Annotated in this window: 21 protein-coding genes and 2 tRNA genes; 10 read left to right on the forward strand and 13 right to left on the reverse strand. The window is 43.5% G+C overall.

Annotated elements, in window-relative coordinates; genetic code table 11:
* Positions 1-65: 65 nt before the first annotated feature.
* The 3 genes from QJS82_RS02345 to QJS82_RS02355 all read right to left on the reverse strand — a co-directional run bounded on the left by QJS82_RS02345 (position 66) and on the right by QJS82_RS02355 (position 1,672).
* Positions 66-827 carry a hypothetical protein gene (locus QJS82_RS02345; RefSeq protein WP_281491107.1) on the reverse strand — a complete coding sequence of 254 codons (762 nt, stop codon included), beginning with the start codon at positions 825-827 and terminating at the stop codon, positions 66-68.
* 225 nt (positions 828-1,052) lie between these two features.
* Positions 1,053-1,388 (reverse strand): CopG family transcriptional regulator, encoded by a 336-nt coding sequence (locus QJS82_RS02350; protein WP_201565211.1) that lies wholly within the window; start codon positions 1,386-1,388, stop codon positions 1,053-1,055.
* 208 nt (positions 1,389-1,596) lie between these two features.
* A tRNA-Asn gene (locus QJS82_RS02355) sits at positions 1,597-1,672 on the reverse strand.
* 572 nt (positions 1,673-2,244) lie between these two features.
* Here QJS82_RS02355 and QJS82_RS02360 point away from each other — a divergent pair.
* The 5 genes from QJS82_RS02360 to QJS82_RS02380 all read left to right on the forward strand — a co-directional run bounded on the left by QJS82_RS02360 (position 2,245) and on the right by QJS82_RS02380 (position 5,578).
* Entirely contained in the window at positions 2,245-2,589 is a 345-nt protein-coding gene (locus QJS82_RS02360; protein ID WP_271134609.1) for a DMT family transporter, read from the forward strand.
* A 165-nt stretch (positions 2,590-2,754) separates the two neighbouring features.
* Positions 2,755-3,252: a M48 metallopeptidase family protein gene (locus QJS82_RS02365; protein ID WP_281491108.1), complete on the forward strand. Its 498-nt coding sequence runs from the start codon at positions 2,755-2,757 to the stop codon at positions 3,250-3,252.
* An 83-nt stretch (positions 3,253-3,335) separates the two neighbouring features.
* On the forward strand, positions 3,336-4,205 hold the full coding sequence (locus QJS82_RS02370) for a saccharopine dehydrogenase family protein (protein ID WP_281491109.1): 870 nt from the start codon (positions 3,336-3,338) through the stop codon (positions 4,203-4,205).
* Positions 4,206-4,538 carry a hypothetical protein gene (locus QJS82_RS02375; RefSeq protein ID WP_281491110.1) on the forward strand — a complete coding sequence of 111 codons (333 nt, stop codon included), beginning with the start codon at positions 4,206-4,208 and terminating at the stop codon, positions 4,536-4,538.
* A 95-nt stretch (positions 4,539-4,633) separates the two neighbouring features.
* Positions 4,634-5,578: a DMT family transporter gene (locus QJS82_RS02380; RefSeq protein WP_281491111.1), complete on the forward strand. Its 945-nt coding sequence runs from the start codon at positions 4,634-4,636 to the stop codon at positions 5,576-5,578.
* A 73-nt stretch (positions 5,579-5,651) separates the two neighbouring features.
* Here the strand turns inward: QJS82_RS02380 and QJS82_RS02385 are convergent, their stop codons facing one another.
* Positions 5,652-6,404 carry a type 1 glutamine amidotransferase gene (locus QJS82_RS02385; protein ID WP_281491112.1) on the reverse strand — a complete coding sequence of 251 codons (753 nt, stop codon included), beginning with the start codon at positions 6,402-6,404 and terminating at the stop codon, positions 5,652-5,654.
* A gap of 212 nt (positions 6,405-6,616) precedes the next feature.
* Between QJS82_RS02385 and QJS82_RS02390 the strand changes: the two genes are divergently transcribed.
* Positions 6,617-6,693, forward strand: a tRNA-Val gene (locus QJS82_RS02390).
* A gap of 94 nt (positions 6,694-6,787) precedes the next feature.
* On the opposite strand, the gene QJS82_RS02395 is transcribed toward QJS82_RS02390, so the two are convergent.
* Positions 6,788-7,291 (reverse strand): IS630 family transposase, encoded by a 504-nt coding sequence (locus tag QJS82_RS02395; RefSeq protein ID WP_068407314.1) that lies wholly within the window; start codon positions 7,289-7,291, stop codon positions 6,788-6,790.
* Positions 7,292-7,304: 13 nt separating this feature from the next.
* A complete protein-coding gene (locus QJS82_RS02400) occupies positions 7,305-7,625 on the reverse strand; it encodes an IS630 transposase-related protein (protein WP_025651424.1) in 321 nt (106 codons plus the stop codon).
* A 320-nt stretch (positions 7,626-7,945) separates the two neighbouring features.
* Between QJS82_RS02400 and QJS82_RS02405 the strand changes: the two genes are divergently transcribed.
* Complete coding sequence (locus QJS82_RS02405; protein WP_281491113.1) at positions 7,946-8,923, forward strand: glutathione S-transferase family protein; 978 nt, start codon at positions 7,946-7,948, stop codon at positions 8,921-8,923.
* Positions 8,924-9,286: 363 nt separating this feature from the next.
* Here the strand turns inward: QJS82_RS02405 and hemB are convergent, their stop codons facing one another.
* The 5 genes from hemB to QJS82_RS02430 form a co-directional block, all read right to left on the reverse strand.
* Entirely contained in the window at positions 9,287-10,294 is a 1,008-nt protein-coding gene (gene hemB, locus QJS82_RS02410; RefSeq protein ID WP_281491114.1) for a porphobilinogen synthase, read from the reverse strand.
* Between the two features lie 272 nt (positions 10,295-10,566).
* Positions 10,567-12,378: an efflux transporter outer membrane subunit gene (locus tag QJS82_RS02415; RefSeq protein WP_201619746.1), complete on the reverse strand. Its 1,812-nt coding sequence runs from the start codon at positions 12,376-12,378 to the stop codon at positions 10,567-10,569.
* Positions 12,375-15,623 carry an efflux RND transporter permease subunit gene (locus QJS82_RS02420; RefSeq protein WP_281491115.1) on the reverse strand — a complete coding sequence of 1,083 codons (3,249 nt, stop codon included), beginning with the start codon at positions 15,621-15,623 and terminating at the stop codon, positions 12,375-12,377. Before QJS82_RS02420 ends, QJS82_RS02415 begins: the two co-directional genes overlap by 4 nt.
* Positions 15,624-15,657: 34 nt before the next feature.
* Positions 15,658-17,055 (reverse strand): efflux RND transporter periplasmic adaptor subunit, encoded by a 1,398-nt coding sequence (locus tag QJS82_RS02425; protein WP_281491116.1) that lies wholly within the window; start codon positions 17,053-17,055, stop codon positions 15,658-15,660.
* A gap of 673 nt (positions 17,056-17,728) precedes the next feature.
* The gene (locus QJS82_RS02430) at positions 17,729-18,658 is read right to left on the reverse strand and encodes a polyprenyl synthetase family protein (protein ID WP_201619809.1); all 930 of its coding nucleotides are present in this window, start codon (positions 18,656-18,658) and stop codon (positions 17,729-17,731) included.
* Between the two features lie 793 nt (positions 18,659-19,451).
* Here QJS82_RS02430 and rplU point away from each other — a divergent pair.
* From rplU to lolA, 3 genes are all read left to right on the forward strand, one after another.
* On the forward strand, positions 19,452-19,763 hold the full coding sequence (gene rplU, locus QJS82_RS02435; RefSeq protein ID WP_144297745.1) for a 50S ribosomal protein L21: 312 nt from the start codon (positions 19,452-19,454) through the stop codon (positions 19,761-19,763).
* Between the two features lie 91 nt (positions 19,764-19,854).
* Positions 19,855-20,112 (forward strand): 50S ribosomal protein L27, encoded by a 258-nt coding sequence (rpmA, locus tag QJS82_RS02440; protein WP_055123782.1) that lies wholly within the window; start codon positions 19,855-19,857, stop codon positions 20,110-20,112.
* Between the two features lie 459 nt (positions 20,113-20,571).
* Positions 20,572-21,270: an outer membrane lipoprotein periplasmic chaperone LolA gene (lolA, locus tag QJS82_RS02445; protein ID WP_281491117.1), complete on the forward strand. Its 699-nt coding sequence runs from the start codon at positions 20,572-20,574 to the stop codon at positions 21,268-21,270.
* A 165-nt stretch (positions 21,271-21,435) separates the two neighbouring features.
* Here lolA and scpB read toward each other — a convergent pair whose 3' ends face one another.
* Together scpB and QJS82_RS02455 are read right to left on the reverse strand one after the other, a co-directional pair.
* Positions 21,436-21,981 carry an SMC-Scp complex subunit ScpB gene (scpB, locus tag QJS82_RS02450; protein WP_201625090.1) on the reverse strand — a complete coding sequence of 182 codons (546 nt, stop codon included), beginning with the start codon at positions 21,979-21,981 and terminating at the stop codon, positions 21,436-21,438.
* Positions 21,982-22,016: 35 nt separating this feature from the next.
* Positions 22,017-22,826: a segregation and condensation protein A gene (locus QJS82_RS02455; protein ID WP_281491655.1), complete on the reverse strand. Its 810-nt coding sequence runs from the start codon at positions 22,824-22,826 to the stop codon at positions 22,017-22,019.
* Between the last annotated feature and the right edge of the window lie 82 nt (positions 22,827-22,908).

The raw sequence follows: 22,908 nt of genomic DNA on the forward strand, positions 1-22,908 counted from the left end.
CCCCAATCAATTACTGATTGGGGCTTTTTTTATGCGATATTTTTACAAGTTTTATAAATATCGTCTTATTTTTCTAGCAATTCATCAAACTCAATTTCCTGCCCATCCACTAATACCAGCTTACCTTTGCTAATTTCGATGCTTATCCCTGTATTATTTTTAATCGCACGCATGACATTGATGTCTTCAATGCTGCTTTCAATAATTATTTTGCCAGATTGCTCCGGCTCGATTGGTGGTTTGAACTGCGTTAACGGCACATTAAAGGTTTTACTTTTGGTTAAATGCTTCTCTTTCATGGTGAGCTTACCTTTAAAGCTTTTAATCGCAACCTTACCGTGGTTTGAGAGCATAAACTGTAGCTTCACTTGGTTTAAGCTATCGCTGTCACTGGTCTTAACTGGCAGTAAGGCAACAGGGTAGTTTTGCGCTTTGGCAGTACCGACTTGCGGACTGGTCACAATCGGGCTTTTTTTACCAGTTGGATTGTTTGGATGCAGGCGCTCATATTCACGCTGTTGAACGAGTGCTTGCTTAATGGTGATACGAGGCATCGCCCCAGATTCATAAGCACCACTGAGCTTCATGCGCAGCATATAGCGGCTTAGCAGCTGCCTATCACCTTCAGGTAAACGCTCAAAGGTATCGCCCAGCTTTTTTTGCCACTGGTCAGAGTTGGTCGGTATGGTCTGCTTACTGGGATCGGCGGGCGGCTGTGAGCAGCCATTAATAACAGGCAGCATCGCCAAGGTAAATGCCAATAACATGGCCTTTCTTACATAGCGTGCATGGCGTGCATTGCTTGCAGGTTTATATGAACCAATCATCTTATGCCTCCTTCTCAACCCATATAAATGGTAATGACTCTTATACTAATATAGCGCCTATGATAATTTTGTATGTTTATTTATCGCTAATAGCCATTTGACGTTATTGGATTTATCGAGGAGGGCTTGTTTTAATTGACAACTTAAGTAGCAAAAAAAAGACTAAGCGCTATTAAGCAAACTTAGTCTTCTCATTTTGTATGTATTATTAGTTCATGGCTGGCGTTATTTTTTATCTTTATCTTGCAGCTCAGACAGCGGATGGGTGATATTGTTATTATGAGTCACCACAATCGCCTCATCAATGATGCGTTGGCTGACGCCGCGCTTACGCAAACTTTCGATAAAAACTTCATCATGAGCTAGGGTGTAATCTTGATGATCGCGATCAAGACCTTGACGAATATAGAGACGAATAAGTCCTTGAATGCGCTTAAAACCTAACTCTTTTGACGTGGCTTCTAATAGCGAAATCATTTCTTCAGACAAACGAATACTGACCGGGCGCATGATTTTTTGCGGATAGTCAGAGAATTTATTTTTTACACGTACAGGTATCATAATAAACCATTACTTTTAGTGAGTAGGAGTAAAGCACTCAGACAAAAACTGACTCAGTCACTGCTAACCTTACCATACAACAAAAGTTGCTAAAAGAACACTGTCGCTGTATTAATATTGTGTGGGCTTATGCTGATGCGATTAGCAGCTAAAAACCGCAACCATAAAAAAACCTCCATCAAATAAGTGATGAAGGTCTTTTCAAATATGGCTCTCCAACCTGGGCTCGAACCAGGGACACACGGATTAACAGTCCGTTGCTCTACCAACTGAGCTATTGGAGAATAAGTTGTTTATAACGGTTACTATCGCAAGTTTTACAAAGGTTTTGGTAGGTGCGATTGCTTATCTTGTTTGCGTTATGTGGGGCACATTTTAGCCAAGTAGTTATGGGCTGTCAACCTTATTAGGCGATTAATTATAAATATAATTGCAATCCGTATGAAATTGAGCTTTTTTGCTTTTAAAGTGGCTGGATTATTGACTGTTTTAATAAATGACCCTGATACAGTCTATCGAACCTATATATAAAACTGACTTGCAAGAAAGGTTATGAATTTCACTTTATTAGTCAGGTTAATTAGACTATCTATTTGAAAGTAAAGTAAAAGCCTGCATTACTGTAAACCTTCAAATCTCTATTTCAAGCGCTGCTATAAACCTATAAAATAGCCACCCGAGCGTTTCTTTAGCGTTTTGGCTGTAATTTGCTTTACTTTAAAGCTTTTTAACTTTATCCGCGGCCATGCAATATGTTTTAACCCAGCACTTTCTAAACAATCATTTTCTAACCAGTTTTTTTCTAACCACTCACTTCCTAAAAAACCACGTTCTAACCAATATAGGTGCCTAAAATATGAGTCCAACCATGATTGCTTACGGTTACCTTGCCATCGCTATTGTTTGTGAAGTGATAGGCACTACCTTTTTAGTCAAGTCAGAGCAGTTTACGCGCTTTATACCCACGCTGATTATGGCGGTACTTTATGCGATTTCGTTCTATTTATTAACCCAAACCATAAAAACCATCCCTATCGGTATTGCTTATGCACTATGGGGCGGGCTCGGTATCGTATTGACCTCTTTAGTTGGGCTGTTCTTCTTTAAGCAAACGCTTGATACTGCTGCTGTGATTGGTATTGCGATGATTGTTGGCGGTGTCGTGGTGATGAACTTGCTGTCTAATTCAGTGGCGCATTAAGCAGCTATCAATTATTTACCAGCAATCATGAGTTTTTAGCCATGAAGCGTTACATTGATATATTGGCAGAAGGTGCATGGCTAATATAAAGTATATTTAGAGCAAGTTTAGAATGAAAAATCTCTATCGCGTAATTTAAAAGATAAAACGTCAAAGATAAAAACGGTGACCATATTGACCACATTAAAGTATATCGCTCATTATTCTGAGCAGATTCAAAGCCAAGCGGCGACGCTGATTAGCACGGGCAGACTGGGTGAGTATTTGGATAAAAACTATCCAAACCGTCACCAAGTACAAAGCGATAAAGCGCTATATCAGTATATTAATGACATCAAAAACCAATATATGCGCAAAAGCAGCCCGCTGTCGCAAGTGACTTATAATAGTAAACTTGCTGTCCTCAAACACGCGCTTGGCATTCATACCTATCAATCGCGCGTGCAAGGCAGTAAGCTGAAATCACATAATAGCATCACGGTGGCAAGCCTATTTAAGGAAGCGCCGCCTGAGTTTTTGCGTATGATTGTCGTGCATGAGCTGGCACATTTTAAGGAGCAAGAGCATAACAAGGCTTTTTATCAGCTCTGCTGCCATATGGAACCGGATTATCATCAGTATGAGCTCGATACCCGTTTATGGTTGCATTGGCGCGAACGCTAATCTATCTTGGTGCTAAGCAATAGTTAGCTGAATTTTGTTTAAGCCGACTTTTAGTAAATGTAAAACTGAACAAGGACGTTTTTATGAAAGTATTGGCCATAGGTGGTAGTGGCGGCATGGGTCGTGCTGCAGTGCGTGCGGCGATGAGCTTTGATTTTGTTAGCGAGATTATCGTCGCTGGTATTGACAGTGAGCTGGCGGAGCGTTTTGTTGCCGAGTTAAATAGCAAATCGCTAAATAGAGGAAATACAGAAGCTCTTAAAAAACCTGTCCGCGCGCTTTACTTGGACGTGACAGATAACAATAGCCTACGCCAAGCGATTCGCGACGTCGATGTGGTACTCAATTCAGCAGGGCCTTTTTTTCGCTTTGGTGTACCGATTTTAACGGCGGCCATAGAGGAAGGTAAGCACTACTGTGACATTTGCGATGATTGGCAACCGACCGTCGAGATGCTTAAATTAAGTGCGCGTGCAAAACAAAATAATGTCACCGCCGTGATTGGTTTAGGCGCGAGCCCCGGTATTTCTAATTTACTGTGTGTGAAAGCGGCAACGGCGTTGGATGAAGTGGATACTATCGTGTCGGCATGGAAGCTATCGGGCGCTGTGAATGCCGATGATGGATTTAGTCGGCCGGCCAATGAGGGTCAAGTTGACGCAGCGGCAGTACATCTTATACATTGCTTATCTGAAGATATCCGCGTGTTAGCAGCTGGAAAGATGGTCGATAAGAAACCATTAGCGCATTCAAAAATCGACTTCCCAAGGCTTGGTGAGCTTGATGTGTGGTCACTCGGACATCCTGAAGCGGTCACTTTAAATAGGCGCTTTCCACGGCTAAAAAACTGCTATAACGGTATGCTTGGTATCGATGATATCGTTGATAATCTGCGCCAAATTGCGTCGGCAGTAGCGGCGGGGCAAATGGCTGTTGAGGATGCAGCACGGTAATTGACTGATAAAGATAGTCGCAAAGCACGCCAAACCCATTTAGCCGAAAGCGAGGAAAAAGAGATTCCAGGCTTAATAGCCTATGCGCAAGGACGCAAAAATGGTCAACCTGCCAGCGCTGGCGCTTTTATTCGCAATACGCCTGCAGGTGGAATGGCAACGGTCACTGGAATCCCGCAAGCGCTATTTTTACCGCTGCTACATCAAGGTCATTTAAAGCAAAGCGGTGCCTTTGCGCCAGAAGAAATCATTGATCCCGATGTGTTCTTTGCTTTATTCGATACTTTTTGTGGACCACAAGGTTCCGGTTTAACAGTCCTTACCTCAAATTAAAATTTTCTAGAGCGCATCAACAAAGCCTAATAAGATTAAACTTCATAAGTAAAACTGGACCTAATATAATAGTCGTATTAACATTAAGGTAGTTTATGAGTGGGTCAACGCAGCAAGGTATGGCTAAAGGTAAAAAAGCGTGGCTCATTCCTGTGCTGTGTCTTATCGTTGGTGGTGGATTAACCGGTATTTCGACCAATTTGGCGAAATTTGCAGGCGAGGTCGGTCTGACGCCGTTGGCACTTCTGTTTTGGTCTATCACTGGCGCGGCGTTGATTTTATTCAGTTATGCATTTCTACGCCGCGAGCTGCCGCCGTTAAGCAAACCAACCTTGAGCTATTATCTAGTTGCTGCGTTAGTCAGTGTGGCAGGCTCCAATCTCATTTTCTTCTCTGCTATTCCGCATGTCGGCGCAGGCTTTGTCGCATTAATTATCTCTCTGCCGCCGCTCCTAACTTATCTGGCCGCAATCATCTTAAAAATAGAGCGCTTTACCAAGCTGCGCGCGCTCGGCGTGGTCGCTGCACTTGCCGGAGCAGGGGTGCTCGCCGCCCGTAAATTTGCCGCACCCGATGCCAGTGTGTTTTGGATTGGGCTTGCGCTTTGCGGTCCGGTGTTATTGGCGATTGGCAATATTTATCGCACCTTATACTGGCCAGATAATCTGTCTCCAAGCGCACTTGTACCCGGTATGCTGATAGCAGCCTCCGTGTTACTTGGTTTAGTCAGTCTGATGCCGCACTTTTCACTAGCGGTGCCAATGACAGAGATATTGCCGTTAGGATTGATTGCGGTGCAGGCGTTCGTTTTCGCTGGTCAGTTCTTACTGTTATTTTTACTGCAAAAAACGGGGGGCCCAGTATTACTAAGCTTATTAGGTTCGGTTGGGGCGGTCGTCGGTGTGCCTGTCGCTATATTTTTGCAGGGAGAAAGTCCGCCAGAAGGACTGTTTTTGGGTGCGTCATTGATAGCGCTGGGTGTCGTATTAGTCACCTATGGCGGGGTAAAAATGGCGACATCAAACCAGCAGACCCGATAAAGGGTGGGCTTGCGGCTAAAAGGGGGAAAAAGCAGCGAAGCCGTTAAGTTTTTTTAGGATTGAAAGATTAGGTTTAAGTGTCCGCCGTCTTTACCATACGATTGAGCATGGCTGCTAAGCGCGCGTTGTTATCAGCAATATATTTATCGCCCAGCGCTATGATCTCAGTAGGTGATTGTACGGTTTTAGGATAGTTAATTAGCCCTTTTTGAATGGCGTTGTCACCGTTTGCTACCATTTTAACGATGCTTTCTTTGGTGACTTCAAAATGACACTGCCAAGCCATAACCCAGGTACCAAGCGCTTTTTGCTGCAGCGTTTGATAAAGGAAGCCTTGATTGGGCCATGCTGCTGATGTCGCTAACGGAATCGCTCCTTGTGGATATTCAAACCCATCGCCATGCCAATGAAAAACGGTAAAGGGCTGCTTTGGTAAGTCCTGTAATAAAGGATGCGCCTGAGCGTCTTTGGTCAACTGAATAGGTAGCCAACCGATTTCTTTTACGCCCGCTGGCTCTACGCTCGCCCCCAAACCATGCGCAATAAGCTGGGCACCCAAACACACACCGATTACTGTTTTTCCGCTATCCATACTTTGCTTAATCAGACGTTTTTCCTCTTTTAACCAAGGATGGTCGTCCTCATCATGGACGCTCATCGGCCCGCCCATTATGATTAACCAATCAAAACTGGCGAGCGCTGGCAAGGTGTCTTTATTATAAGAGCGGGTGTAGGTAATGCTGTGCTGATGATTAACTGCCCAGTGCTTAATAAAGCTGAGGTCTTCGTAATCTGTATGAAATAAGGCATGAATGCGTAGGGTCATGTGATGGCCTCTATTAGGAAGTTGTGTTTTCGGTTGTATTAAAAGTCTACAAGGTATGAGCTATCTTAGATAGCGGAAACTATTTAGAAACGTCGTATTTTCTTAAGTGCTTCATTATAAAGCTTAAAAATAGGTATTCTCATAATAAGTCAATATTGTGATAGAAAAGGCTTGCAAAGTTTTAAAAACTTGCTAAAATGCATGACCTAAATAGGCGTATAGCTCAGTTGGTTAGAGCGCTACCTTGACATGGTAGAGGTCGCTAGTTCGAATCTAGTTACGCCTACCAGATTCGAAAGCCCCAATCTTTATGATTGGGGCTTTTTTTATGCCCGTTTTATAAAGGCTGTATCGGAGATGGAAATTTCGTATAGTCAAAGAACTTATAAATCGCCACACAGCCATAAGAAATAAAAGAACAGTGTGTCAACACAATCTAGCCGCCACTCTTTACGTTTTTGTTTGACCCAAGCCCACATTTGCTCGATAGGATTCAAATCAGGACTGTAAGGTGGCAGCCATAAAATAGTGTGCCCTGCATCTTCTATAAGTTCAGTTGTGTCTTTGCGCTTATGGAAGGTTGCATTATCCATAACGATTACACTGTCTTTCGGTAAGCTTGGTAGCAGCAGTTGTTCAACCCAGCTATGAAATACATCACTATTGACACTGCGATCATAAAGTCCAACAGCGAATAGCTGATTATTGTAAATAGCACCTATCGCATTGGTTTGGTTTTTAAGCTGCCAGTTGTATTGTCCAAAGCATTTTTTACCTCTATTAGAGTAACCGTAAGGCCTGTTTTCATGAGACTTAAAGCCACTTTCATCAAGATAGATAATAGGCTTATCATCAAACTCAAATTGCGCTAACTTTTCAAGAAATATTAAACGTTTTTTATCATCTGCTTTTGGATGAGTTAAGCTCTTTTTTTTGAGTGATGCCGATTCGTTTTAATGCAATGCCTATCGCTCTTTGAGTACAATTAAAACGCCGAGCTCGTTCGTGCTGATAGTCATCAGGATAAGCCTCTACATCCGCTCTCAGTAATGCATCGTCTATTTTAGTTGGGGTAAACTGACGTTTTTTACGCTCAGGAAATTTTTTCCAACGCTGAATAGTGTTGGTGCTAATTTGATATTCCTCTGCAAGTTGTCGAATGCTATAGCCTTCTGCAAGCTTATTGAGGATCAGTTGTCGGTAGTCTTTTGAGTATGCCATATTATATACTGTAGCGGATTCTTGTTTCTTTTACTATATCTGTAGGACGCTCAAGTTTTATAATTCGCCTGTCTCTTAAAATAAGTTTTTTGACTTTTTCTAAAAAAATCTATCTAGATTTAATCCGCACCATAACTCTGCCTTTTAAGATCTATGCTATTTGAGAAACGAACAAAGCTTAATGGCTGGGCAACATAGAAATGTTACTATGAGCTTTAAAGTTGAATAAATATGACGATAGCAATTATTTTATTTGCATCGTTTGATAGTAGTCATTTTTAATCAAATACATTTAAAACTAAAATAAAGCGGGGCAAGATATGGGTTTATTAGTCGACGGTCAATGGCAAGATAAATGGTATGACACCAAGGCGAGCGAAGGACGTTTTGAGCGCGAAGATGCTGGTTTTAGAAACTGGGTCACGGCTGATGGCAGCGCGGGCCCATCAGGTATCGGCGGCTTTAAAGCTGAAGCCAATCGTTACCATTTATATGTCTCGCTTGCATGTCCTTGGGCGCATCGCACCACGATTTATCGTAAGCTAAAGGGCTTGGAGGACATGATTTCACTGTCTATAGTGCATCCATTTATGGGCGATAAAGGTTGGACATTTGCAGAGGGCGCAGGCGTTATTGCTGATCCAATCGTCAAAGCAGACTATCTATATGAGGTTTATATTGCCGCGAAGCCTGATTATACGGGACGCGTGACAGTGCCAATATTATGGGATAAAAAAACCAATACCATCGTCAGTAATGAATCGTCTGAGATTATTCGGATGTTTAACTCAGCCTTTGATGAAGTAGGGGCAACAGCAGTTAATTTTTTGCCAACAGAATTGCTAGCAGAAATCGATACGGTTAATGAGTTTGTTTATTCAGCGGTCAATAACGGCGTTTATAAAGCAGGGTTTGCTACAACCGAAGCCGCTTATAAAGAAGCAGTCATAACGTTATTTGATGCGCTAGACATGTTAGAGGCGCGTCTGGTAGACCAGCGTTACTTACTAGGTAATACGATAACTGAGGCAGACTGGCGCTTATTTACCACGCTCGTGCGGTTTGATGCGGTATATGTTGGACACTTTAAATGTAATATTCGCCGCATTGTTGATTATCCCAACCTTTGGGGCTATCTGCGTGATTTATATCAGGTGCCCGGTATCGCAGAGACGGTAAGTATCGAGCATATTAAGGCGCACTATTATACCAGCCATGCCAATATCAATCCCACGCGTATCATCCCTGTAGGTCCGCTGCTCGATTTTAACGAACCTCATGACCGTGCGCATTTATAAGTTTTATTAAGCTTTTAAAATAGTAATATAGAAAAAACCGCGCCAGCTAATACATAAGCTGGCGCGGTTTTTTTATACAGTAGAATTACTTTAAAATCGATACAGTGCGACTGGGATGAATTTTTAGTAGCCTCTGTGATAACAGCAAGCAAGGAAAATTTATACCAGTCGCACACAGCTATAACGTCTCGCTTTTATTTCGAACTGACTATATACAAAGCAATTTAATGCATATTAAACCCCACTCTCAACTTATTTTTCTAAGGTATTGGTTTACTTAGTTTTTAAAATTTCAGTTAAAACAATTAAAATTTTAAATTCTATAAAAATCAAAAGCCTACGATAAGTTGAGATTGGCGTATATTAAGCATTATTCAACTGACGAGCCGCTTCTAGGGCAAAATAAGTCAAAATACCATCAGCGCCCGCACGGCGGAAACCAATCAAGGATTCCAAAATCACCGCATCGGTGAGCCAACCATTTTGGATAGCGGCCATGTGCATGGCATATTCGCCCGACACTTGATAAGCAAAAGTCGGTACGCCAAAGGTATTTTTGACTTCGCGGATAAGGTCTAAGTATGGCTGACCCGGTTTAATCATCACCATATCAGCGCCCTCATTGATATCCATGGCGACCTCATGCAGTGCTTCGGCGCGATTACCAAAGTCCATCTGATACTGCTTTTTATGACCGCCTTTTAAGTTGCCGGCACTGCCAACGGCATCACGGAACGGACCGTAGTAAGCAGAAGCATATTTGGCAGAGTAGGCCATGATAGCGGTGTTGACAAAGCCTTCGGCTTCAAAGGCATCACGCATGGCTTTGATGCGGCCATCCATCATATCACTTGGCGAGATGATATCAGCGCCAGCGCGAGCGTGGACGAGCGCTTGCTTGACCAATACTTCCACCGTTTCGTCATTGACCACATAGCCGCTGTCATCAAGCAACCCATCTTGACCATGTGAGGTATAAGGGTCAAGCGCCACATCGGTCATCACCACCATTTCTGGCACGGCATCTTTCACCGCTGTGACTGCACGTGCGCTAAGGCCGTTTTCATCATAAGCTGATTTGCCATCAGGCGTTTTTAAGGAATTATCAATCACGGGGAAGATGTCGATCGTGGTGACACCCTCCGCTAATAATTCTTTGGCATAATTAATCAGCAAATCAATCGATAAGCGCTCAACACCGGGCATACTAGCGATTGCTTCGCGCTTATTGTTGCCTTCCAAAACAAAGACAGGGGCGATAAAGTGCTTGGGATGCAGCTCAACTTCACGAATCATCGCGCGCACGTTATCGTTATAACGCAAGCGACGTAGGCGAGTTTCAGGGAATTGACGGTTAAAAGTATAAGTCATGAGGTTTCCTTATTTGATTTTAAGCATGTGTTACTTATCAGCTTGTTTAAATAAGCTGTTTTAATGCATGTTTTTTATAAAATTGGCACCGCTAAAGTGATAAAAGCGTCGTTAATATAATGTTCTATTATACCCAGCACTACTATAACCAATAGCCACTATAACCAATAGTCGCTATCGAAAGCAAAAAGCCCTACCAAGTCGGTAGGGCTGATTGTACGTATCGACTGTCAATGTGAGGGTAGTGCGCTCACAATATCTTCTATGACTGTTTAAGGCTCAACAATCTGGGTAACAGGTACTTGCTCAACACTGGTGTCGTTAAAGGTCGTCTTTTCAGTGACCACACCTACCGCCGCATCTGTTTTGCCATCATTATTGACATCAACCACAGCGGTCGGCTTAAAGGTTGCCTTTTCTGTTGGTTGCGCTTGCTTAATCGCTTGCGCTTCTTGTGCGGAAGCCACACGAGCTGAGCTAGCCGCATCGATGGCATCGACCGCTTTTGCTTTATTGCTATTGGCAGGTAGATTGACCAATTGCACTAAGTTTTTATGCGGTACAGGAATCACCGTTGGCACGTCAAGGTTAGCGCCGCCGCCTAAGACTTGATAAAGCTCGACTTGGCTAATGATTTTTTGCAGCTCTAAGTCCAAGATACCTTGCTGCGTTGAGAACAATGAGCGCTGCGCATCAAGCACGTCTAGATAGTTTGCAATACCCGCTTTAAAGCGTGCATCGGCAATCTGATAGGTTTGCTCAAAGTTATCTTGCAGACGGTATTGCGCGGCGAGCTGATCACCCAATGTCGCGCGTGTTGCCAACACATCTGATACTTCGCGGAACGCGGTTTGGATAGATTTCTCGTAACCTGCTAGTGTCTGTTCACGCTCAATTTTCGCCACATCGTAATTAGCATCCAAGCGACCAGCATCAAAGATAGGCACGCTAATGCTTGGGCCAAATGACCAACCGACCGAACCACTCTTAAACAAGTTATCTAAACTGCCGCTACTCAAACCTACGCTACTGGCTAGGCTGATAGACGGGAAGTAAGATGCGCGCGCCACTTCGATATTGGCACCAGCAGCTTTTAGATTGTATTCTGCTTGCAACACATCAGGACGATAGCGTAGCAACTCACTTGGTAAGCCGGCGTTAAATATCTGCTGATTTGTGATGTTACTGACCGCAGGCGTTGGAATAAGGTTGGTTGGAATCGGTCCGCCTACCAAAAACTGCAAGGCATTACGCGCTTTTAGAATACTGCTTTGCGCCCGTAAGACAGCAAGTTTGGCATTTTCTAATGACGCACTGGCTTGCAAAGATGGCAGCTTAGGATCAATACCTGCTTCAAAGCGTTTATCGGCAATAAATAGTGATTTCTCACGACTTTCAACCGTCGCCTCTGCCAGTTTTAATTGCGCTAAGCTATAGCTTAAGTTGGCATAGCTTTGAGCAATATTACTGATTAGGCTGATTTGGGTCGAATCTTTTGCCGCGGTAGTGGCCAAGAAATTCTGTAACGCTTGGTCTTTTAAGCTGGCAATTTTACCCCAAAAGTCTAACTCATAATTGGCAAGACCAAGATTGACGTTATAGGAGCTGTTAGGGTTTTTATCAGTTCTATTTTGTGCTGAGCGCGTGTAACCACCACTACCATCAATTCTAGGTAGGTCGTTAAGATCGGTGATTTGATATTGCGCACGTGCTTTTTCAATCGCTAAGCGGGCGCTTTCAAAGTCTTTGTTGTTCTCTAAACCTAACGCAATCAGACCTTTTAGGCGCTCGTCGCTATAGAAATTCTGCCAGCGTTGACCGGCGATACTTGGCTGATCAGCACTACTCACGGTTTCTTTATCAAACGCGCCATAAGTTTGTTCGATAGGGATATTCGGCTCAGCAAGGACAGGGCGCATATCCGCTTTTGGGATGGTATTACAAGCCGCCATGCTTAACGCTAAAGCGGTCAAGCCGATTAGACGACCGCCATTTTTGCGCAGTACTGCAAGCGCCGGTTGCGCAGTGGTAGCAATGTTTGCTACCGCTGCTGAGCTTAAGGTAATGTTTTTTTGAGCACTCATTGTGTATTATCTCCAAGGCTTACAGGCTGATAACTCTCAGAAGGCATTGGGTCAGAAGGCGTTGGATTTTGCGGGCCAGGTGTGCCGTCGTTACCATCATCTCTATCGTTTGGTTTGTTATTCTCATATTTATGCGGGAACATACTACGTACCCAAATATAGAACATCGGAATAAAGAAGATACCTAAGATAGTTGCGGTGACAACACCACCAACCACGCTGGTACCGATGGCGTTTTGACTGCCTGAGCCCGGACCTGTGGCGATGAATAATGGCACAACACCGAGCCCAAAGGCAAGTGAGGTCATAATAATCGGACGCAGACGTTGACGCGCCGCTGTCATGACCGCCTCTTTTAGACTATAACCTTCTTCTTGGTGTTCTTTTGCAAACTCAATAATCAAGATGGCGTTTTTGGCCGATAGACCAACCACCGTCAGTAGACCAACCTGCAAGTAAATATCATTATTAAAGCCGCGTAGCCACGTAAATATCACCGCACCTAGTACCCCAAGTGGGATGACCAATAGGACAGAGAAGGGGATAGACCAGCTTTCATACAAGGCGGCTAGACATAAGAATACCACTAAGATTGACAGCGCATAAAGCATCGGCGCTTGGGCACCTGACTTTTGCTCTTCGAGTGACATACCTGTCCACTCATAGCCAACACCTTCAGGCATCTTCTCCATTATAGCTTCCATGGAGCTCATTGCTTCACCCGTACTTAAACCAGGCGCTGCACTACCTTGAATATTCATCGACGGTAAGCTGTTATAACGGGTCAGACGCGGAGAGCCTGATTGCCATTCGCTACTAGAGAAAGCATCAAATGAAATCATATCACCGCTATCGTTACGGACAAACCATTTACCGATATCCTCAGGGTTGGTTCGGCTGCTTGGCTCACCTTGGACAAACACACGCTTAATACGACCGCGGTCGACGAAGTCATTGATATAGCTTGAGCCCCAAGCGGTAGAGATGACGCTATTAATATTACCCAATGACAAACCATAAGCGGCGGCTTGCTCTTGGTTGATGTTGATTTTTAACTGTGGGGAGTCTTCTTGACCATTTGGACGTACACCGGCGACTTTGTCATTTTGTGCAGCCATACCCAGCAGCATATTGCGTGCCTCAAGTAGGCCATCATGGCCAATATTACCGTTGTCCTGAATCATTAAATCAAAGCCACTGGCGTTACCAAGTTCGGTAATCGCTGGCGGTATAATCGCATATACTTGTGCTTCATTTAACTGAGTAAAAAAGTAACCCATGGCGCGATCAGCCACGGCTTTCGCGGTGTTTTCTTCACCAGGTCGGTCCGCCCAGTCGGACAAGCGGACAAATGCCAGTCCCATATTTTGCCCTTGACCAGCAAAACTGAAGCCTGCGATGGTGAAGACTGAGGCGACATTATCACCTTCTTGAGTGTCGTAATAGTTGCTGACTTTATCCAGTACCTCTTGCGTTTCATCAAGCGTCGCGCCAGCAGGCAGCTGAACCAAGGTAAGCATAATACCTTGATCTTCTTCTGGCAAGAACGAGCCGGGGATACGTAAGAATACCACTGCCATAATACCAATAATGGCGGCATAGCCGATTAGATATAACCACTTAAAGCGGAAGCTTCTCCCTACAAAATTTTCATAATTACGGCTGGCTTTATAAAAAGAGCGGTTAAACCAACCAAAGAAGCCTTTTTTCTCTTCTGCAGCGCCTTTATCATGGCTCTTGCTACGTTTGAGTAAGGTCACACACAGAGCAGGGGTAAAGATAAGGGCAACCAGTGCCGACAATACCATCGCAGTAATCAAGGTGATTGAGAACTGGCGATAAATCACACCCGTTGAACCACCGAAGAATGCCATCGGTACAAATACTGCCGATAGAATCAGAGCAATACCGATAACGATCTTACTAATCTCACCCATTGATTGAATGGTAGCGTCTTTGATGGAGATATGAGGGTCTTCTTCCAAAATACGCTCGACGTTTTCTACCACAACAATGGCATCATCGACCAGTAGACCGATAGACAGCACCATGGCAAACATCGTCAACACGTTGATACTGAAACCTGCAATATACAGTACCGCAAAGGTACCTAGTAGAACCACAGGAACAGCAAGGGTTGGAATAATGGTAGCGCGCCAGTTCTGTAAGAAGATGAACATGACGATAAATACCAAAACAATCGCTTCAATCAGCGTCATGACAACTTGCTCGATAGACAAGCGCACGAAAGGCGTGGTGTCATAAGGTACTACTGATATGAGACCGGCTGGGAAGTTTGCTTCCAGCTCTGCCATACGTGCACCAACCGCTTCACGAGTTTCAAGCGCGTTTGATCCACTTGCTAATGAAATACCTAGACCAGCCGCTTCTTGACCGTTATAAAGTGAAATAATACTATAGTTTTCACTACCGACTTCAACATTTGCAACATCGCTTAGGCGCACTTTCGCCCCAGAAGTATCTGTTTTTAATAAAATGTTTTCAAATTCTTCAGGGGTTTGTAGGTAGCTTTGTACGGTAACCGTGGCGTTGATAACCTGTTGGTCGGTATCGGCAGGCGCTTGACCCAATTGGCCAGCAGAGACTTGCGCGTTTTGCGCTCGTACTGCATTGACCACATCAGATGGCACCATGTTATAGCTACGTAGGCGGGCAGGATCGAGCCAAATGCGCATCGCGTAAGTAGAACCAAATACCTGAACCTCGCCAACCCCTTCTACGCGGCTTAATTGGTCAGCGACGTTGGAGTTCACGTAGTCGGCGATATCCGCACGATCCATGCTGCCGTCTTCAGACACGAAAGCTTGCACCATCAAAAAGCTGCTAGACGATTTATTAACGTTGACGCCCTGACGCTGTACTGACTCAGGTAATAAGCTCATCGCAGCTTGAAGTTTATTCTGTACTTGTACCTGAGCGGTATCAGGGTCAGTACCGTTTTCAAAGGTTAAGGTTACTGACGCGCCACCGTTCGAAGAACTCGACGATGACATATACATCAGACCGTCAAGACCCTTCATACGTTGTTCAATAATCTGCACAACAGAATCTTCAACGGTTTGAGCGTTGGCACCAGGATAGCTTGCGCTAACCGAAATCGTTGGTGGTGCAATACGTGGATACTGCTCAATCGGCAAATTAATGACCGATATCACCCCGATGAGCATGACCAAAATAGCCATCACCCATGCAAAAATAGGGCGATTAATAAAAAAACGTGACATAGTATATCCCTAGTCTTCCTATCTTTGAATGGAATTAGTTAGCGGTAGATTCTGCAGGTTTTTTAGCAGCGGCATCTTTACTAGCTGGCTTATCCATCGCTTTTGCAGCTTGCTGCGGCGTTTGGGCAGTAGGTGCAGCTGACTTAGCAGGGGCTGCATTGGCATCTGGTAATGGTTTGGCGACCACCTCTTGCTCAGGTTTCACTTTTGCACCGCCAATAACCACTACTTTATCCCCTGCTTGTAGGCCGTCTGTGATCACCCATTGCCCTTGATAAGTACCATTAATAGTGACAGGACGTACTTGAATCTTATTGTTCTCATCAACGATGTAAACTTGCGTTTCACTTTTCGGGGTACGCATCACGGCACTTTGCGGTACCAAGGCGGCATTGGTAATGACGCTTTGGGTTAAGCGGGCGCTGACATACATACCAGGCAATAAGATATTGTTTTTATTAGAGAAGACCGCGCGTAAAGTCACCGCACCGGTTGACTCATCAACTTTTGCTTCAGATAAAGCAAGCTCACCGCGTACAGGATAAGTTGAGCCATCTTCTAATACCAATTCAACCGAGTTCATGCCTGCTTGTGCTTTACCGGCAGAGATTTGCTGGCGTAACTTAAGCAATTCAGATGAAGACTGGCTGATATCGACATAGATAGGATCTAAGCGTGAGATAGTCACTAACGGATCAGGTTGACCGGCGCTAACCAACGTACCGGCAGTCACGCTAGAGCGATCAGTACGACCTGACAGCGGCGCTCGTACGATAGTACGGTTTAAATCCAACGTGCTGGCTTGTAAACCTGCCTTGGCAGTTTGGATGCCCGCTTTAGCACTCTCGATACCTGCTTCCGTTTGTCCGATAGCCGCACGCGCACTTTCGACTGCCGCTTGAGCGGTACGAACTTGGGTGACAGCTTGGTCATATTGCTGCTTTGAGATAGCATCAATTTCGATCAAACCTTGCAAGCGTTGCAAATCATTTTGCGCTTGTGATAATGATGCTTGGCGGCTGACCAATTCAGCTTTAGCATTGGCATTGTTTGCCACCGCTGTCTGATAGTTGGCTTGAGCCTGCTGAATAGCCGCCTGCCCACTGGTGATAGACGTCGCGTAGTTATCAGTATTGATACGATATAAAGGTTGGTCTTTTTTGACGTTGCTGCCCTCACGGAACAGCACCTCGTCAATAATGCCATTAACCTGTGGGCGAACGTCTGCGGTTTGATAAGCCGCGGTACGTCCAGCAAAGGTCTGTACTTGGGGTACGGTATCTAGAGTGACAGTCTGAACGTTGACGACAGCAGGTGGCATTTGCTGCTGTGCGGCTGCGTCACCAGCTGCGTCCTCGTTTTTGTCACAGCCAACCAGTACAGCTCCAGATAGTACAGATGCTATTACAAGCGCAAGAGTAGAGTGCTTCATCAATGTCCTCGGCAATATAAATATCATATAATAAATAATTACAGTATTAAAAGTTTAGGGGTAAATCTTAACGTGGTAGATATGAAAAGTAATATGCATTTACCGTTGCCAATATATTAATCGCTAAACGCGTAACAATCGGATAAGCAGATTTAATTTAATGAATGATTATAAACTATAGGGTATACCCTACAGTCAAGGTGTAAAAAACCGTTTTTGCGTCTCACAATTGTCTTCTAGCTCAATAAATGCCTAACAGCCATTGATAATACAAGCATAGCGTTAAAAATACCTTGTAAAATTCGTAATGAATGCTGAACTAGAATATTGTTAATTTTTGTTTTTTTAAATGAGATTCAGAGATAGTAGCAAGAAATTTGTATAAAAATACAGTAGAAAACAAAGGAGACAGAAAAATTCTGTATTAGCAATACTTAAGTGTGAACGCTAAAATATGGAGGCAAAACGTATGCGCTTAAGTCAGCGTTTGGTATGAGTAATGAGGAGGCTGCTAGTATCATAGCCAAACTCTCCTCATCTTTTATGTCTTATTATTATAAAGCCAGGCTTAACTTAACCTTTAATAAATAAAGTGGTCGTTATCTGATATATTTAAATATTGTTATATAGACAATATATAAAAATCTAGATATATCAGATAAATAAATAGCCTTTATACTAAACGCGCGCTGGCAAGTTCCGTCAATTGATATAACCCTTGGCGGTAGCGGTTATCAGGTAAGCTGCTAAGCGCTTGCTGGGCAAGTTTGGTCTCTTCTAACGCGCGCTGCTTACAGTATTCAAGTGAGCCTGAATGACGTACCAGCTCGATAAGCTGCTCAGCATTTGGTGTCTTACCGGTTTGCACGGCGATACGTAACTGCTCATAGCCTGCGGTATCGCTGTCTTTTAATAGCTCAAGCGCCTTAATGGTTGGCAGCGTTGGTTTACCTTCCGCCAAATCATCACCGAGATTTTTGCCCATCAGCTCGCTATCACCACTATAATCGAGCACGTCATCAACGATTTGGAAAGCATTACCGAAATGCTGACCAAAATCAGCCAATGCCTGCAGGTGCTCAGTTTTATTTTGCAAAATAGCCGCGCCTTGGGTCGCCATCATAAATAAGCGCGACGTTTTTCCATCGATGATATTTAGATAATCGGCTTCAGTGGCTTCAGGATTGTGCTGATGCTGTAGCTGTAATACTTCGCCCTCGGCGATATCACAGGTACCATCTGAGAACACTTGTAATAACGGTAAGCTCTGAAACCCAACCAGTAAGTTAAAGGCGCGAGCAATCAGATAGTCACCGACCAGCACTGCCGTGGCATTATCCCAAGTGGCATTAGCGGTTGGCTTACCACGGCGCTGACCTGATTCGTCAATCACATCGTCATGGACTAAGGTTGCGGTATGCAGCATCTCAGTAATCGCCGCCAAATGCATCGCTTGCTGCGACGGCTCATCATTAAACATCCGCGCACATAATAAGGTAATGAGCGGGCGCATACGTTTGCCACCAGCATTAATCACATGCTGCGAGACGCTCATGACCAGTTGAACTTTGGAATTCAAACTGCCAAAAACTTGCTTGTCCATAATGTCAAAATCATCAGCAACGATGCTTTGAATATCGGCATAGCTTAGGGTGTCAGCATGGTTGGGTTCAGCATTGCTTGGCGTGCTTGCTAAGTTAGTTAAGGGTGTGGTTGATGCTGCAGCGGCGTTAGATAAAGAGTTACTGGTCATAATGAGTCGTCATACCAATGAAAATAAAAGAGGGTTTGGATAGCGGTCTATCTATTTATAGTAAGTGCTTATTGCAAGTATTGATAGTAAGGCTATCGTTTGACGCATAATAGCATAGCTATCTGGGTCAATTGTTGATTTAAGTATAGCAGAATGCAGAGCTGTCTTTATATTCAGCCGCCTGTTTAGCCCTATATTTTGATATATTGGTCGTCTAATTAAAAGATAATGAGTGGATGTTTATTAAGCCATTTAGCGTATCGATTGGAATTTATTCACCCACATTGGGTAATAATAAGCCAATATTTACAAAAAACTGTAAGTAACTGATTATATAAGTTATAATAGCCACTGTTGGATTTTAACCAATGATGGTTTGATGTCTTATACTTGAATAAAGATAGTGGTCTTAATAGCGGTGGTTTATACCCTTGTTAATCAATCACATCATTTTTATATATAAATATAGACAAAAATTTGTGCCAGTATTATTGGTATTACCACCTGAGTAAAACAAGAGATGCGGCTTGCTTTTATGAGCGAAAAGCCGTAAAATCTTGCCTTTAATTTTTCCCTGTCGTGTTCGTCGTAAAAGCGTTGGTATGATATCAGCCACGGCACACGGGTTAAACGGAGTCATACAATGTACGCAGTAATCAAAACTGGTGGTAAACAGCACCGTGTAGTCGTCGATGAATTGCTTAAAGTTGAACTACTAAAAGCAGAAAAAGGCGAAACAATTAAATTTGAAGACGTGTTGATGGTTGTTGACGGTGAAACTGTCAAAATCGGTCAGCCTGTCGTTGAAGGCGCTAGCGTAGAAGTTGAAGTGGTTGAACATGGTCGCGGCGAAAAAATCCGTATCATCAAACACAACCGTCGTAAGCATTATCACAAAGAGCAAGGTCACCGCCAATGGTATACCTTGTTAAAAATCAAAGCTATTAATGCCTAATTATTCACTTAGCAATTACTGCTAAATAGCGCACTAAATGCTTAAGAGTTGTCGCATTAGCGATAAGTCACATTAACAAGGAGATTTTCTCATGGCACATAAAAAAGCTGCCGGTTCGAGCCGTAACGGTCGTGATTCAAACCCAAAAATGCTAGGCGTTAAAATCTTTGGTGGCCAAGCTATCACAGCTGGTAACATCATCGTTCGTCAACGTGGTACGGAATTCCACGCAGGCGAAGGCGTTGGCATGGGTCGTGACCATACTTTATTTGCACTAAATGACGGTGTGGTAAAGTTTGCGACCAAAGGTAAATTCAACCGTCGTTATGTTATGGTTGAAAGCGCATAATTGCCCATCTGGGTTATTCTAATCGAAGATTAAAATAGCTTGATGACTAAAAAAAGCCCTTATTACCGTTTGGTAGTAAGGGTTTTTTTATGGAGCTAGGCTATTATTAAAAGCAGATTATCAAAAACAAATGATTATAAATAGTAGGTCATGACATTAGCAATAGCTCGTAAACTGCTTTTAAATAACACTAATTTATATATAAAACAGACAACAAATAACAGTGAATGCTATGTAACGCTACTGGTTACAAGCGTGTATGGCAGCGGTAGTAATGATTGCAAATCATGACTAGGCGTGTAATAAAAAAACTGGCACACTGTCTGCATTGTTTAATCACGTCAGTTTAAGTTTATTGATTATGAACTGAGCATCGTGAGATAAGCACTTATTGAAAACAAAAATTTTAATTAAAACGTTTTATCTTTATGCTATTTTGCATTTAAAAGAGGATTTATAATGACTTTATTAACCAACAAAATGACTAACAAAACAACTTTAAAACAAAAAGTAATGAGCGGTGCTTTAGCGGGTGTATTGATGACCTCACTTGGTGTTGCCGCGCCGATGATGGCTTTAACGCAATCGGCAACGGCTGCTCCTGCTGATAATCTGACTGCCGCCAAACGCTTAAACAAGCTATTAAGTAATACCAAAAGCATGACCGCTAACTTTAGCCAAACCACCAAAGGCGCAAATAGTGGTACTTTTACGGGTACGATGAGCGTCCAGCGTCCAAATAACTTCCGCTGGGAAACCAAGTCACCGTCAGAGCAGCTGATTGTGGCAAATGGCAGCTCGATGTGGGTTTATGATAAGGATTTGGAGCAAGCGACCAAGCAAAATGTCGATAGCCAAGTGGGTAATACCCCAGCGCTATTGTTGTCAGGTGATCCAAGCAAAATTGATAAGAACTTTAAAATCACTCAGCCATACGCCAATAAAAACTACTATGTATTATATCCAAAGTCAGAGAGTGCCAGTTTTAAGAGCTTATCAATGAGCTTTAGCGGTGGTAAACCTGTGATGATGGTATTGAATGATAGTTTAGGACAAACCACAACGATTAAGTTTAGTGATATCAAAATGAACCCAAGTATCGGTAGCAGTCAGTTTAAATTTACGCCACCAAAGGGCGTTGATATTATTAATCAATAATCAGTACTGTGAATCTAACCGTACTGATTTAAAAAAACTGGTTTAAAAATTTGCTTTAAAAACTGGTTTCAAAAAAAGGACAAGCCTATTCGGTTTGTCCTTTTTTATGGGAGTAAGAATAATGTGCAGGTCTTATTTTAAACTAACTAAGAAAATGCTTTGATGCTAAGACAGCGCTTTGATGGCTTCCATATCTGGCAGTGCGGGCAGCTCATCTAGATTGGTCAATCCAAACGCATCTAAAAATTGCGGCGTGGTATGTAGCAGTGCAGGGCGCCCCAAGGTTTCTTTGTAACCTTTCTCTTCAATCCAACCTTTATCAAATAATTGGCGCAGTATATTACTCGATAGCGTCACACCGCGCACGTGCTCAATGTCACCGCGTGTCACTGGCTGCTTATAGGCAATGACACTCAACGTTTCAAGCAGGGCTTGGCTGAGGCGTTCTTGTCGCTGCGGGAATACACGCTGAATTAACGGACTATAGCTATCTGCGATTTGTAGCCGATAACCACTGGCCGTCTCATGTAAGGTCAGTACACCAGCATCTAGACGCTGTTGTAATATCTCCAACGCTCGCGCAAGCTCGTTAGTATTTAACGATAACTGCTTCTTTAATACATTAGCCGTAAGAGGCGCTTCAGAGGCGTGCAGGAGCACCTCGATATGCTTGCTCATCTCTTCTAAGTGTCGCTGCTGCGTATCTGTCATTGCACATATTCTCTATTAAAGAAGACCATTAAGCATTAAGCCAGCCACTGTAACGTTAATTGTCCTATGTGGCTGTTTTCTGCAAACTCATCGTCAGCAGCAATATCGTGACCTTTTAAATCAGCGTTTATAACACCAACCAACTGCCTTTTCATTAGCTCTAAGACTGCGACAAAGCTAACCACCACACCTATCTTACCTTGAGTTTTATCCAGTAACTCATAAAAAGAGTGCGCGCCATCCGTGCTTAGCTGCCTGCTAATACTGGCAATACGGTCAGAAAGGGGTACGGCATCAACTTTTATGGTATGCATCTGATAGTCGGGCTGTAGCTGCATTTTAAATATGCTGTCAATTAAAAGGTTCAGCGAGTAATTGGGTAATTCCGCATTCATAATGTCTTGACTGGGCATACTGACCATCGCTAAAAACACATCGCGCTCAAGACGCACCAGATTGTCCAAACGCTGACTGGCCACTTTAATTTGCGCATATTCTTCAAGGCGCTCAATCAGCTCAGCTTTTGGATCACGCTCATCGCTCGGCGTTTCGGGCTTTGGTAGTAGCAGCTCAGTTTTAATCGCAATCAAGGTTGATGCCATCAGCAGATAGTCACCGGCCAATTCAAAATGTTCGGTATCCAGCTCACTGATATAAGCCAAATACTGCTCCGTAATTGGCAATATCGGCATTTGGGTCAGATCAACGTTGTTTTTTTTGACCAGATATAATAAAAAATCCAATGGCCCAGCAAACTGCTCTAACCAAATGGCAAACGCTTGCGGCGGCACATATAAATCTTCTGGTAGATGCTGCACTGGCGTCTGATAAATACGCAGCGCCATATCATTAACAACTAAATGTTCGTGTTGGCCATCATGCTCGCCATTGCTATCTATAAGTTCAGAGTTTTGATACGCGCCTACA

This window comes from Psychrobacter maritimus (assembly GCF_029953575.1).
GTDB classification, from domain to species: domain Bacteria; phylum Pseudomonadota; class Gammaproteobacteria; order Pseudomonadales; family Moraxellaceae; genus Psychrobacter; species Psychrobacter maritimus.

Coding starts and splice junctions, on each gene's coding strand:
- QJS82_RS02345 (WP_281491107.1), bottom strand. CDS start 827: ATGATTGGTTCATATAAACCTGCAAGCAATGCACGCCATGCACGCTAT.
- QJS82_RS02350 (WP_201565211.1), bottom strand. CDS start 1,388: ATGATACCTGTACGTGTAAAAAATAAATTCTCTGACTATCCGCAAAAA.
- QJS82_RS02360 (WP_271134609.1), top strand. CDS start 2,245: ATGAGTCCAACCATGATTGCTTACGGTTACCTTGCCATCGCTATTGTT.
- QJS82_RS02370 (WP_281491109.1), top strand. CDS start 3,336: ATGAAAGTATTGGCCATAGGTGGTAGTGGCGGCATGGGTCGTGCTGCA.
- QJS82_RS02380 (WP_281491111.1), top strand. CDS start 4,634: ATGAGTGGGTCAACGCAGCAAGGTATGGCTAAAGGTAAAAAAGCGTGG.
- QJS82_RS02385 (WP_281491112.1), bottom strand. CDS start 6,404: ATGACCCTACGCATTCATGCCTTATTTCATACAGATTACGAAGACCTC.
- QJS82_RS02400 (WP_025651424.1), bottom strand. CDS start 7,625: ATGGCATACTCAAAAGACTACCGACAACTGATCCTCAATAAGCTTGCA.
- QJS82_RS02405 (WP_281491113.1), top strand. CDS start 7,946: ATGGGTTTATTAGTCGACGGTCAATGGCAAGATAAATGGTATGACACC.
- hemB (WP_281491114.1), bottom strand. CDS start 10,294: ATGACTTATACTTTTAACCGTCAATTCCCTGAAACTCGCCTACGTCGC.
- QJS82_RS02415 (WP_201619746.1), bottom strand. CDS start 12,378: ATGAGTGCTCAAAAAAACATTACCTTAAGCTCAGCAGCGGTAGCAAAC.
- QJS82_RS02420 (WP_281491115.1), bottom strand. CDS start 15,623: ATGTCACGTTTTTTTATTAATCGCCCTATTTTTGCATGGGTGATGGCT.
- QJS82_RS02425 (WP_281491116.1), bottom strand. CDS start 17,055: ATGAAGCACTCTACTCTTGCGCTTGTAATAGCATCTGTACTATCTGGA.
- QJS82_RS02430 (WP_201619809.1), bottom strand. CDS start 18,658: ATGGACAAGCAAGTTTTTGGCAGTTTGAATTCCAAAGTTCAACTGGTC.
- rplU (WP_144297745.1), top strand. CDS start 19,452: ATGTACGCAGTAATCAAAACTGGTGGTAAACAGCACCGTGTAGTCGTC.
- rpmA (WP_055123782.1), top strand. CDS start 19,855: ATGGCACATAAAAAAGCTGCCGGTTCGAGCCGTAACGGTCGTGATTCA.
- lolA (WP_281491117.1), top strand. CDS start 20,572: ATGACTTTATTAACCAACAAAATGACTAACAAAACAACTTTAAAACAA.
- scpB (WP_201625090.1), bottom strand. CDS start 21,981: ATGACAGATACGCAGCAGCGACACTTAGAAGAGATGAGCAAGCATATC.
- QJS82_RS02455 (WP_281491655.1), bottom strand. CDS start 22,826: ATGGCGCTGCGTATTTATCAGACGCCAGTGCAGCATCTACCAGAAGAT.